General features: G+C 51.6%; 10 protein-coding genes. 1 reads left to right on the forward strand and 9 read right to left on the reverse strand.

Features of this window, described 5'->3' with window-relative positions:
• Nucleotides 1-14 precede the first annotated feature (14 nt).
• Nucleotides 15-1,367 (forward strand): FAD-binding oxidoreductase, encoded by a 1,353-nt coding sequence (locus NST04_RS22085; RefSeq protein ID WP_341186169.1) that lies wholly within the window; start codon nt 15-17, stop codon nt 1,365-1,367.
• A 181-nt stretch (nt 1,368-1,548) separates the two neighbouring features.
• On the opposite strand, the gene NST04_RS22090 is transcribed toward NST04_RS22085, so the two are convergent.
• From NST04_RS22090 to NST04_RS22130, 9 genes are all read right to left on the reverse strand, one after another.
• Nucleotides 1,549-3,672 (reverse strand): serine hydrolase domain-containing protein, encoded by a 2,124-nt coding sequence (locus NST04_RS22090; RefSeq protein ID WP_341186170.1) that lies wholly within the window; start codon nt 3,670-3,672, stop codon nt 1,549-1,551.
• Nucleotides 3,673-3,877: 205 nt separating this feature from the next.
• Nucleotides 3,878-5,467 (reverse strand): ABC transporter substrate-binding protein, encoded by a 1,590-nt coding sequence (locus NST04_RS22095; protein WP_341186171.1) that lies wholly within the window; start codon nt 5,465-5,467, stop codon nt 3,878-3,880.
• 191 nt (nt 5,468-5,658) lie between these two features.
• Complete coding sequence (locus NST04_RS22100) at nt 5,659-6,558, reverse strand: Rpn family recombination-promoting nuclease/putative transposase (RefSeq protein ID WP_341186820.1); 900 nt, start codon at nt 6,556-6,558, stop codon at nt 5,659-5,661.
• 199 nt (nt 6,559-6,757) lie between these two features.
• Nucleotides 6,758-7,057, reverse strand: coding sequence for a heme biosynthesis protein HemY (locus NST04_RS22105; protein WP_036729071.1), 300 nt, complete (start codon nt 7,055-7,057; stop codon nt 6,758-6,760).
• A gap of 183 nt (nt 7,058-7,240) precedes the next feature.
• Nucleotides 7,241-7,564 carry a hypothetical protein gene (locus tag NST04_RS22110; RefSeq protein ID WP_076077639.1) on the reverse strand — a complete coding sequence of 108 codons (324 nt, stop codon included), beginning with the start codon at nt 7,562-7,564 and terminating at the stop codon, nt 7,241-7,243.
• A 103-nt stretch (nt 7,565-7,667) separates the two neighbouring features.
• The gene (locus tag NST04_RS22115; protein WP_341186172.1) at nt 7,668-9,143 is read right to left on the reverse strand and encodes a 6-phospho-beta-glucosidase; all 1,476 of its coding nucleotides are present in this window, start codon (nt 9,141-9,143) and stop codon (nt 7,668-7,670) included.
• A 34-nt stretch (nt 9,144-9,177) separates the two neighbouring features.
• Nucleotides 9,178-11,076 carry a beta-glucoside-specific PTS transporter subunit IIABC gene (locus NST04_RS22120; protein WP_341186173.1) on the reverse strand — a complete coding sequence of 633 codons (1,899 nt, stop codon included), beginning with the start codon at nt 11,074-11,076 and terminating at the stop codon, nt 9,178-9,180.
• A gap of 110 nt (nt 11,077-11,186) precedes the next feature.
• Complete coding sequence (gene licT / locus NST04_RS22125; RefSeq protein WP_341186174.1) at nt 11,187-12,023, reverse strand: BglG family transcription antiterminator LicT; 837 nt, start codon at nt 12,021-12,023, stop codon at nt 11,187-11,189.
• A gap of 289 nt (nt 12,024-12,312) precedes the next feature.
• Nucleotides 12,313-13,275, reverse strand: a complete 963-nt coding sequence (locus NST04_RS22130; protein ID WP_341186821.1) for a DMT family transporter — start codon at nt 13,273-13,275, stop codon at nt 12,313-12,315.
• Nucleotides 13,276-13,358: the final 83 nt, after the last annotated feature.

Consider the following 13,358-nt stretch of genomic DNA (forward strand, 5'->3'; position numbering starts at 1 on the left):
GGAGCTGGAAACCAGTGAACTCAGGAACGAAGCTTACCGGACGCGTAATCTTTAAAGGTGACCCGGGTTATGAGACCGCACGCAAAAATTGGGACCCGCATACCGACCGCTTCCCGAAGGTATTTGTCTTCGCGAAGAAGACGCAGGATGTAGCCAATGCCATCAAATATGCCAACGAGCACCGGCTTCCCATCCGGCCCAGAGGCGGCAGACATGCGCTGGAGGTCAATCTGTCCCAGGTGAACGGCGGCATCGTCATTGATGTCAGTGAAATGAAAAGCATTAAGCTCAACTCAAAAGCGGGAACAGCCGTGGTCGGAGCCGGAAATACGGTAGGGAGAATCGCCCATACACTTGCCCGGAAGGGGTATATGGCGCCTTTCGGGGATAGTCCGACCGTTGGGATCGGCGGCATTACCCTGGGCGGCGGGATTGGCCCGCTTCAGCGTACCCTGGGGCTGGTCAGCGATAATCTTGTGGAGCTCGAAATGGTCGATGCCAAAGGCAGGATTATTATCGCAAATAAAAAGAATAATGCCGATCTTCTCTGGGCTTCCCGCGGAGGCGGCGGAGGGAATTTCGGCGTATGCACCCGTTACAAATTCAAAGTACGCCCGGCTCCGGCCACAGCGACCGTATTCCGCATCACCTGGCCCTGGAGCCAGTTCGAGAGAGTGCTGAAGACCTGGCAGCGCTGGGCTCCCGCAGTGAATACGAGACTGGGCAGCGAATTATCCATCGGTCCCAAAAAAGGCGGAAATGTCAGCATGCTGGGACTTTTTCTGGGATCTAAGGCCGAGGCGGTCCGCCTCTTGAAGCCCATTACAAGCGTAGGAACGCCTACGATCCAAACGATTCGTTCTCTGCCTTATCCGCAGGTAGTCAGCTTCTTGCTTGCTCCCGATCCGGTACAGACCCAGCGGTTCAGCAACCAGTTCTCCAGCGGCTTCGGACGAAAACCGTTCCCGCAGCAGGCATTCAAGCCGATGCGTGAGTTCCTGGAGAAGGTGGAGGGGAAAGACGCCGGTTTCTTTTTCCTCAACTGGGGTGGGGCCGTAAGCCGTAAATCTCCTAAAGCCACCGCCTTCTACTGGCGCAAGGCTAAGTTCTATGTGGAGTGGAACAGCTCCTGGATCAAGAAAGCAGATGCCGCCAAAAACATATTCTACGTCCGCAACACCCGCCGCAAGCTTCAGCCGTTCATCGTGGGAAGCTATATCAATGTGCCTGACCAGGGCATCAAGCATTCCGGACCGGTCTATTATGGAACGAATTATGCCAGATTACGCAGAGTCAAGGCGAAATATGATCCAGGCAATGTGTTCAACAATCCGCAGAGCATCCCGCCAGCCCGCACCACAAGCTGATTTACCAAGTGGAAACGGATTTGCCGTCCTTTTAAAGGACGGTACCGTTTCAGCGAGAAATAGAGAGATAAGTTATCGTGTAAAACATATAAATTCTTATATTTGCACAAACAAGCAGGAGGGGGTTGCCGCCCCCGCCTGCTCGTTGATTCTAAATATACCGCTACCCTGGTATCTCCATTTACTTCTTAAGTGTAATCTGGAACTTCGCACCCGCCCCGCCTGCAAATACAATCTTACCCTGCTCTGGCAGCAGGACCTGATTCTTCCCGCTGACCACGGTGTGGTTCACACAGATTCCGGCTTGATCATATACCGCAAAAGAGCTGTTCGCAGGTAACTTTACGGTCATAAGCTTCCCTTGGGCTGACTTCGGCACACTGTACCACTTGGCATAGCCGCTTGCTGAGACCGTTGCGGATGACTTCGCGCCTGCATAGAGGTCTGTGACCGCTTGTTCACTAACGTACAGGCTGCCTGCTACCGTCATATACTCTATTCCATTATCTGTATAGAAATCGATCTGCATATTGTCACGGCCTGCCATCCCGGGAATCTGCTGTTCATTTAATACCTGATTTGCGCTCAGAATCTTATGGCCGTTAATATATCCCGGTGTATTTTTGTCCAAGCTAACTGGTACAACCGGCAGCCCGTATTGATAGAGCATCGATGAATACTTCTCGGATATCGAATAATATCGGGTATTGTCCCGCTTCTCCCATGCGTCTGCAACCTCTGCAGATAAGGGATTGGGATCAAGCTTCTCAGCAGTGTATTCAGAGGTCGCCGCCTGTCCAAGCTCCGGTACACTTATATAAGAACGGGACCACATATAGGTACGCCCATTTTTCTCCACCACGAATTTTATTTTTTCCGTTCCTTCTTTATTTACAAAAGAGCCGTCGGCTGTGTACGTATACTTCTGCACAGCACTGTCCGGCACGCCGCTCGCTGCTACAGACAGTTCCCCTGCCGGAGTGATCTCTGCCTTTAACAACGCAGAGTTGCCATAGAGACCGGCATATTGCGAGACTTCCTTGGGCATAACGGCGGGTACTGGAGTCCCGAAGGATTGTTCCGGCTTCAACTGCTTAATGATTTGTTTGTCCTGAAGCACACGGAGGAGCAGTTCACTTGCCATCATTTGATCGATCAAGCTTGAACCGTCTGAAGAGATCACAGCCGCAGCCAGGTTCAATTCCGGGAGCACCACTAGCGAGGAGTGATAGGACATAGTGTCTCCGCCTTTGACCAGCGCCTGGATTCCGTATTGGTTGAAGGGAAACAGTTCTACGCTGTCCCATCCTAATCCATAAGCTAAGGAGCCGTCGCTTGCCGGAGGCCACATGCCTTTTTTATACTCTGGCTGGGCCATGGCGGTTAAGGAATTCTTCGAGAGAATGCCCTTGTTCTGAGCCGTGAAAATCTGCGAGAATCGCACCAGATCCTCCGCTGTAGAGAAGATTCCGCCCGAACCGATAACCGCGTAATTCTCCTGGGGAAGCTGCCCCTCATAAGCCGGAGAATAGATACCGGCCATTGCCTTCAGATCCATAGGGTCACGCGGGGTTCTGGTATGGTTCATCTCCAGAGGCTTAGTGATGTTCTTGTGCAAAAATGTTGTGAAGCTCATGCCGCTGACCCGTTCGACCAGGATCTCAGCCAAGGTGAAGCCGTCGTTGCAGTAGACGGAGAAGGCTCCCGGATCTGCCTTCAGGTTCTGAGTGGCCAGTTGTTCCAGCAAATGATCGTGTGCGTACGAATCATTATCGTTATAGAGCGCCACATTCGGACCCGGTTTGCCGAGCAGGCCGGAAGAATGATTGAGCAGCATACGCGGGGTAATCTGCGTGTACCGGCTGTCCTTCATCTTGAATTCGGGAATGTAGTTCACTACGGGAGCATCCAGATCTACTTTCCCTTCATCTACAAGCTTCATCACAGCGGCGGTCAGCATCATTTTACTCGTTGAGCCTACCCCATATATGGTATTGGATGTAAGGGGACGCTTGCCGTTCAGATCGTTTTTGCCGCTCTGGCCAGAGACTACAATCTTACCATGATCAATTAGCGCATACTGCACACTTGGGATACCGTAAGTTTCGGTCAGCAGTGCGGCCTTATCCTCCGCGAGCTTCTGGACTGCAGTGTATTGGGCAGGCCCAAGCGCCCCGGCGGCTGGTGCAGCCATAGCGGACATGGGAGCAAGCATAGTCAGTACGAGCGCTGCTGCTGCCAAAGAATATTTTGCGCTTGCTGTGCGTATGCTTGTCTTCGTGGTTCTTCTCTCTCTTAGCTTCATTGCTGCATCTACTCCTATCTTGATCTTAATGGTACAAGCCGCCTGATTCGGCGCTACAGACAGCATAGCCTGCCAAAATGTCCCCAGAGTGACGGCAAGATGAACAGAAGATGAACAGGCCTAAAAAACATGAAACAGCGGTTCGCCCATAAAGGGAGAACCGCTGCCATATTGTACATATAGGGTGTAACGGAGTTGCCCTGGCTTACTGGGCTGAGTTCGCCAGGAATTCATCAATCTGGCGCTGCACCTCTGCGATGATGGTATCGATACCGGCTGCCTTTACCTGCTGCTGGAGCTTAGCCAGACCCGCATCTACATCCTTCACCGTTCCGTATTCCAGCGGAATGCCGTATTGCAGCATCACATTGCCTACGTTGGCCACTTCTGTCTTCACCTTGCTGTTATCGAAGACGAAGGTCTCCAGCGGATAGTGATAGACCTCTTTCTCCCATTTGTCAGTCAGGGCGTTCGCTTCGTCCGGGAAGGAAGCATTATCCCGGTTCAGCGGGGAGTTGAAGCCCCAGTTGGAGAAGCCGGTGTAGTTGGCATTCTTCTCGGCGTTCGTGAATTTATCTTCACCGACCGGATTATAATGTACCGCCGTGATGCCGTTCATCATCAGATCATGCAGCTCTTTGTCGTTCTGGAGCAGATCGATCATCATCAGTGCACGTTCCGGCTGCTTGGAGGTGGAGTGAATGGCTACGCCATTCTGCGTAGAGACGGCAACGGATTTTTTCTTATCCGGGTTAATATCGGCCAGAGCCAGCTCATACGGGGAGTTCTTCTCCCGCATATCGGTCATCAAAGCGCCCAGCGTACCCAAATTGTGGGTGATGGAGGCAGCCTTGCCTGCCTTGAATTCCTGCTGATGATCCAGCTTGCTGTTCAGTGCGCTCTTTGACCAGGCGTTATTCTCGGCCAGATCTTTATAATAGTAGACAAGCTCCTTGAATTCAGGAGTCTCATATAAGTTGAATACTTTACCGGCCGGATCATCCAGCTTGAAGCCCATCGGCAGATCGAGGTCGAACAGATTCCATTCATTCTGCTGCTTGAGCAGGATCCGGTCCAGATTATGCAGCTTCCAGTCTCCGGTTTCCGGTACGAATGGGGTCATTCCCTTCTCTTTACCGGATATAGTCTTGAGATAGTTGGCGTATGCCTCCGGGCTGTTGATCTCCGGCAGATTATATTTTTTTCGCAAGTCTTCGCGGTACAGAATCAGCTTCTCTACGGTTTCACCGCGGTTCTGAGGCACCATATACAGCTTGCCGTTCACCTTCGCCTGACCCCAGGCTATTTCAGGCATCGCCTTCCAGGTCATCGGTGCATATTTCTCCAGCATCTCGTTCGTCAGCTCCAGGAACCCGCCTTTGAGTGCCTGGTCGTTATAGCCTGCCCAGTTGGCGGCATAGATCAGATCGAAGTCCTCGTTAGCCGCCAGCTTCAGCGGATATTTCTGCGCCCAGTCGGACCAGTCCAGGAATTCGGCTTCGAGTGTTGCGTTTATTTTCTCCTTGAGCTTCTTATTGATCTCCCCGAATACCTGATCGTAATCAACCGGCTTCGGACCTACGAAGATCATCTTCAGGGTAACAGGCTGGGATGTATCCACTGCACCGGCATCCTTGGCTGGCTGGGCGTTTGTTCCTGTAGCTTCCGTTGCTGCGGCTGAGGCCTTCGGCTCCGCTGCGTTTCCGCCGGCATTCCCGTTACCGCCTCCGCAAGCGCTAAGCAGAGAGATCATCAGGATACTGGACATCAGTGTCATTGCTTTTTTCTTATTCACTAGAATTTCCCCCCAGCTATATGTGTGTAATCGCTTACAAGAACAGTATAATAAAAAATCTGCGCCCCGCTAATATAGGCATTCAACGATTATACATACTTTTGCAACGACTTTCAGGACGGGATAACATAATATTCCTGTAAAAGAGCCTATCATAAAAAGACCCGGGCAACATCTGCCCGGATCTGTATTCACATCAGCTTCTTAATCTCTTCCAGTGGCAATTCAACGGCCTTGGATACCGCTTCAGGAGAAAAACCGTGGAGCAGCAGCTTACGAATCGTCTCCGCCTGGCCTTCTTCTTTGCCTTTCTCAATACCTTTCTCCATACCTTCCGCAATACCCTCTTCATAGCCCCAACGCTTCCAAGCTGGCATGAGTTCCATAATTACTTCTCCCTCCTCCGGGTAGTCATCGATTAATTCTCTTAGAATTTCCTCATCCTGTGCCCGGTCCGACTTGAAGTACAGATCTGCTACGGACATAATCAGCGCCAACCGACCCTGATCTAGCCGCGCTCTCAACTTCATGAACATGCGCAGGAATTCCCGCCTTACTTCTCTCGCTTCTCTTGTAGTATACCCCATCTTCGCCAATAACGCAGCAGCCACCGCATTATCCGAATCGATGAACCGCCGCCAGTTCTGCTTGCGCAGCTCCACCTTAAGAAACTGGAAGCGCAGAATGGAATGATCGGGAATGGATATCTCCAGCGTATCCTGCTCCTCCCTGACCTCATCTGACGTAAAAATCGCAATAGGGATGATCAGCTTGTGGTCTTTGCGGTAACGCTCGAATAAACGGCTGTAGTAAATAAACATTCGTTCACGGAATTCGTTATCCCTGTACGATTGCGGCTCCAGGTGAATGAGAATATAACCGTCCAGCCCTTTGTAGCGGGTCTCCAGCAGCAGATCCAGCTCCCGCGCCTCCTCGCCGACAATATCCACCAGCAATTCCTGCATCAGAAACCGGGTCTCACTATAGTCCAGCATAGCACCCAGTTCAGGAAAGAACAGCTCAATGAATTCCTGATAAAATGTTTCCAGCAGCTTTTTAAATGCCTCATCATGCGGTATAGAAATCTCTATCGCCTCCTGGGTTCAAGTATCGGACTACGCGTATGTAATTATATTCCATCATCCAAGGATTGTATATAATAAAAGGAACATACATTCGCATTAAAATGTGCTAACCCTGAAAAAAAGACGGCACGGTCTGACCAGCCGGGTAAGGCTGATTCAGAACATGCCGCCCCTAAGGCAACACAATAGGATAGTGATCTGCTGTTTATTTCTCCAGGAATCCGGTAGACGGATTGGTAATGAAGAAGCCTTCCTGCGGCACATAGAAATACTGAATCCAAACGCCGTCGAGCAGCGGTTCGCGTGTATCCAGCAGAATCTCGATATCCTTGTCTGTAGCAACTACTTCATCGTGCTCAGTAGGTGTATCAAGCGCTACATCATAGTGTCCGTGATCTCCATGATTCTGGGTGATGACCACGCGGATTTTCTTGCCTTCCGCTTCCGGGCTGTTCAGCATATCTTTTAGAACTTTAGCTGCATTGCGGTTAATTTTTACTTTCATCCTCTGGCGACCTCTATTCTGCTTAGTATGAAATCAGAAATTCATTATAACATATTATAAGGTGCTATAGATAATTAAGTGGTTATTCCGTTTAGGATACAGTAGATCACCACATCACAAAAAGCTGCCCCAACCAGCCATATTTCACGGCAGGCGGGATAGCTTCTCGTATTTGTACTACTATTATGAAGCGTTCTGATTCGACAGAGCGGCTAACACTTCATTAGTGACGTCCTTGCCACCCTTGAAGTTAGTAATGAACGCCCCGATGGAATAGATCGGCCCCCAGGGAATCCCCCACCAGCCTACAAAGAAGGTCAGCAGGGTGTACTTCAAGCCTTTTTTGACGGAGCCCTCGCCCGCCTTGATGAAATAGATACCCGAGCTGCGTCTGAACGTCATCAGGACAACAGAGAAGCAATACGTGTAGATCACAAATTTGCCGCCTTGCTGAATCTGGCTCATAATGTTGCCGCCGTCCATGTTCTCGATCCCTTTTATGATCATCGGAAATCCCCTTTAACGGTTTTTTATTATCATATACCGTAGGGATGGCGGACTGAAACAGCAAACGGATATTTGTAAAAAGTGAGCTTCCGGCAAACGCGTATTACTCCAGCTCCGCTCCGTTACTGGCGATTACCCTTTGATACCAGAAGAAGCTGTCTTTGCGGGACCGGTCCAGCGTCCCCTTGCCTTCGTTATCCTTATCCACATAGATGAAGCCGTAACGCTTCTTCATCTCTCCGGTGCCTGCACTGACCAGATCGATGCAGCCCCAAGAGGTGTATCCGATTAAGTTCACGCCATCAGCCAGCGCTTCCCCCATCGCCCGGATGTGTTCCCGCAGATATTCTATCCGGTAATCGTCCTTGATTGAACCGTCTGCTTCTACGGTATCCACTGCGCCAAGCCCGTTCTCTACCACCATCATCGGCAGTCCGTAACGGTTGTAGATATGATTCAGGGACCACCGCAGGCCTTGCGGGTCAATCTGCCATTCCCACGCGCTTGCCTTCAGATACGGGTTCTTTAGCCCCAGTGACATATTGCCGCCAATCGACTCCTGATCTGGAGCTGCACTCACGCAGGTGGATGAATAATAGCTGAAGGTGTAGAAGTCGACACAGCCTTCCTTAAGAATCCGCTCGTCACCCTCCTCCATCTGCAGCTCAATCTGCTTTTCCCGGAAGTATCGCAGTGCGAAGCCCGGATAAGCGCCTCTTACCTGAACATCGGAGCAGAGGAAATTACTCAGATTATCCTTCTGCTGGGCCAGCAGCACATCCTCGGGATTACAGGTCAGCGGGTATGAGCACATGTAGGCAATCATACAGCCGATCTGAAAATCCTTATGAATCTCATGTCCCAGCTTCACCGCTCTGGCACTGGCGATGAACTGGTGATGAAGCGCCTGGTATCTTAGCTGCTCATTGTCGGTTTGCGCGGATGATGTCAGCTCGGCATTTCCCTCTGGCTTCATCGCCCCGGCCATAAAGGTCCCGAACGGCATGGTTAGGATGTTGATCTCATTGAAGGTCAGCCAGTACTTGACGCTGTGCTTATACCGGTTAAAGATCACCTCGCAGTAACGGACGTAAAAGTCAATCGTTCTGCGGTCCGCCCATCCGTTATACGCTTCAGCCAGATGATAAGGCGCTTCATAATGCGAGATCGTCACCAGCGGTTCGATCCCATGCTTGGCCAGCTCGGCAAACACCCGGTCATAGAACTGCAGCCCTTCTTCGCTTGGCACGGCATCATCCCCGTTCGGGAAGATCCGCGACCAGGCAATCGACATGCGGAACACCTTGAAGCCCATCTCAGCGAACAGCGCGATATCCTCCTCGTACCGGTGATAGAAATCAACCGCTTCATGGCTCGGATAATTAGCTCCGGCTTCCAGCACAGGAGTAATTCTCCGGGAGACCGTATGCGTTCCGGCGGTCATGACATCCGCCGTGCTTAACCCCTTGCCTCCCGCATCGAACCCGCCTTCGAGCTGATTCGCAGCCGTTGCGCCGCCCCACAGGAAATTTTGCGGAAAGCTTCTGTTGCTCACATTCACATTCACGTTCTTATTCATATTAATTCCTCCTCAGATTAGATTAGAATATCAGTTAGATCATGACGGTCAGCAGATTCTCCCGGTAATCGACACTCTTCTTGTCCGTCTCAATGACATCTAGATAATCACCGGAATTGGAGATGATCACCGGCGTGGTCAGCGTATAGCCCGCCTCTCTGATCGCGGCAACATCGAATTCCATGAGCAGCTGGCCTTTGGTGACGGTGTCGCCTTGCTTGGCCCGGGGGGTGAAGTGTTTGCCCTTCAATTTGACCGTGTCCTTGCCGACATGAATCAGAATATCGACCCCGTTATCACTGGTGATGCCAATCGCATGGCCGGAGGCGAACAAGGTGGTCAGTACCCCGTCAACCGGAGAGTATACCTTGCCTTCCAGCGGTTCAATCGCTATACCTTTGCCCATTGCGCCTGTAGAGAAGGCTTCGTCCGTCAGCTCCGACAAGGCTCTGACCTGGCCCTTCAGCGGACTTCCAACCGTCTCCTGCTTCACCAAAACGCTCCGGGCAGTCCCGCCGCTCTTACTGTCCGCCGTTTCCTCATCCTTGAACCCGGAGAAGAAGACAAGAATAAATCCGAGAATGAAGCTGATCACAATGGCGGCAATCGCGCCGTAGAAGCCTTTATCCATCCCGTCAGGGCTAATGTAGCTTGGGATGCCGAAGATCCCCAGACCACCGAGAATATAGCCCTTGGTGCCCATCAGACCGACGATACCGCCGCCGACTGCCGCCGCAACACAGCTTAAGATGAACGGCTTCTTGCGCGGCAGCGTAATGCCGTAAATGGCAGGCTCCGTAACTCCGAAGATGCCTGAGATAATGGCTGGAATCGATAATGACTTCAGCTTGGCATTCTTGGTCCGCAGCATAATCGCCAGCACTGCACCGGTCTGGGCAAACGAAGCGCCGAAGGAAGCTGCCAGAATCGGATCGGATTTCAGTACAGCCATGTTGTTGAGGGCAATCGGCACCAGACCCCAGTGCAGCCCGAAGATGACAAAGACTTGCCAGAACGCGCCTACCAGCAGCCCCTCAATAACCGGACTGAGGTTGTAAAGGAATAAGGTTCCCTGCCCCAGCAGCTGTCCGGCCCAGGTGGAGACCGGACCGATGGCAATCAGCGCCAGCGGAACGGTGACCAGCAGGGTGAAGAACGGGACGAGGAAGGTGCGCACCACGCTCGGCGTCACTTTTCGGAAGAAGGCTTCCAGCTTGGAACCAATATAAGTCGAGATGATGATCGGAATGACGCTGGAGGTATAGGACATCAGGATGACCGGAATCCCCAGGAAGGTAATGTACACAGGCGATTCAAAGATCGTTCCGCTAAAAAGCGTGTACAGCGGTTCACCCGCCGCCGTGATGCTGCCGAAGGACGGGTACACCAGCGTAGCGCCTATCGCCATCCCGATAAAGATATTGGCTCCGAATTTCTTAGCCGAGGTATACCCCAGGAAGATCGGGAAGAAGTAGAACAGGCAATCCCCGAGCGCATTCAGAATCTGGTAGGTCCCCGACTCCTTAGTAAGGAGTCCCACAGTTAGAAACAGGGCGGTGAAGCCCTTGATCATCCCGGTTGCAGCCAGTACGCCAAGGGTCGGCGAGAATACGCCAGAGATCATGTCGATGAAGCTGTTGAACAGACCCATTTTCTCACCGGAGGCTGTTTCTGATCCTCCTTCTTGTAATCCGCCTGCTGTCATTACCTGTGCATAGACCTCAGATACGTGATTGCCGATAACGACCTGATACTGGCCGCCGCTCTGAATGACCGTTACAATACCATCCATGTTCTTCAGCACATCTGTATTCGCCGCCGCCTCATTCTTGAGCTTGAAGCGCAAACGGGTCACGCAGTGACTGAGTCCGTTGATATTCTCCTTGCCGCCGACATGCTTGATAATATCCTTGGCTAGTGCCTCATATTTCATAGTAAATCCTCCCGTTTCCTGATGATTGATAAGCAAAAGGCGAAACCATCCCGGCAGCTTCCTGCCTGATTTGGTTTCGCCTGCATGACCAGTAACAATCCAAGTGGGTTTTATTCAGTTTGTCTTTGCGTTACCCGCTGAATATGAATCGTTAGATACAGGATTTCTTCATCCAGGAGCTTCAGGTCCAGATACTTCTCAATTTTGAGCACACATTGATGGGCCTTCCTGTATTTCATCTTCACCTGCTTGAGCAGAAAATCGTCCACGGACTCCTCAGACTCCTGCCCCCGCGAACGCTGGAAGAAATACCGCAGATGGGTGATGAACCGTTCGTAGCTGACAGTGTGCTCATCTATTTCGTTGTTATAGGAATACTTAACAATATTGAGGATGTCATCAATCTGCTGGGTCTGCCTGGTAAGATCTGCGATCTTATTGCCCGAGCTGTTCATTTGCGCATTAATCAGGTGGAGTGCAATGTTGCCTGCTTCATCCTCCGGCAGGCGGATACGGGTATACTGCTCTATCATCCCCATGGCATGATGCCCGATCGCGTACTCCCTCGGATAACAGCGCTGAATCTCCCAGAGAAGCGGATTGTCATTGCGGATGCCCTGCTCATGAAGCCTTAGCGCATGAGTCAAATGATCCGTCAAGGTCACATAGATATAATCGCTCAGCCGGGCCTTCAGCGTCTGCTTGGCATACTCGATAATGTCATAGCTTAAGGCCACATATTCGGCGGGGGCGTCCGCCATTAGGGCCTTGAATTTCTCGGACGCGTCATTTCGCTTCAGCACAAATGTCTTCTCGATCAGAGAGACATCCACCGGATCACCCGGGCTCTTCTTGAAGCCGATGCCGCGTCCCATAACAACCAATTCATCCTTACCTGAATCCTTGGCAATAATGGCATTGTTATTGAAAATCTTCTCGATAATCAACCAAGCTGCCCTCCTTTACCCCGAATTTCATTTGGCACTGCTTACGGGATGTTAGACGGGTCAAGGGTTCCTTACGGCGTCCCGCAGGGCCCTTAACATAAAGAAAGGCAAAACCCAAAACACGTGACCATGTTTTGGGTTTTGCCTTTGCAGTAACAATCCCAAATTCAGAATAGCACTGAATTTCACTTTTGGCAACAAAAATGTTTGCGCTTACAATTATCTGAATCTGCAAATTAAAAGAGTGCCCCCTATTCAAAGGGAACACTCCTCTTCTATCCGCCTGAACTCAGACCGATGACGAACTCACGGCCTGGGCATTTCCATTTCCCCACCGCAGCTTATACAGCTCCGGCAATACCACACCCAGCAGCACCAGCACCACTCCGGCCCATTGCAGAAGACTTACATGCTCCTGCAATACGAACGAGGACATTAAGACCGCAACGGGCAGCTCGACGGCACCCAGAATACCGGCCATACCGCCGCCGATATGCGGAACCCCGATGGCGAACAGCAGCGGCGGGATAAAGGCGCCGAACAAGCCGAGCAGGAAGCCGAACAGCAGCAGCGGTCCCCATAACATACCGTTAAACAGGAAGGTCGGCGGGAACAGGATACACAACAGCACCAGGCCGCCTGTTACCATCCAGGCACTCCGGTAGGCCGGATGAGCCGATGGAACGGCTTTGCCGCTGAAGATAATGAACATCGAATAGCTTACTGCAGATAACAAACCGAGCATCAGCCCCAGCAGGTTAAACTCGGCAGCTCCCTGATTCAGAATACCTGCGGCAAGCAGGGTTCCGCCGAACAGCAGGATCAGCGTCAGCACCGTGATTTTGTCAGGGCGTTGACGTTTGCTTACCGCCTGAATCAGCACACTGATCCAGGTGAACTGGAACAGCAGGATAATCGCCAGCGAAGCGGGAATGTACCGGAGGGACTGGTAATACAGCAGCCCCGTAACCACGGTTGGCGCACCGGCCATCATCAAGAGCACTCTATGCTTCCAGGTCAGCCGGGCGGGGGCCGCCTTAGCGGACACCGCAACGTTAACTGTGCTGCGCTGTTTGCGGTTCGCTCTAAGCTTGGTATATAACGCCAGCAGCCAGGCAAGAATACAGCCGGTTAAGAGCTGAGTGCCGACCACCTCTCCCAGTTTATAACCCTGCCCGTAGGCCAATACAACAATCGTTGATAAAATGCCGTAGCTCATAGCGCCTACAAGTACGGAGATTAAATATTTCATATCCTTCATGTCGGTTATGCCTCCTGAATCTTCTAATCTGAATCATGTTGCGTCAAGGTCAAGGACCGCCAGACGCAAAAAAT

Origin of the sequence: Paenibacillus sp. FSL H7-0756, from assembly GCF_038006765.1 — a bacterium.
In the GTDB taxonomy this organism is placed as follows: Bacteria; Bacillota; Bacilli; order Paenibacillales; family Paenibacillaceae; genus Paenibacillus_AQ.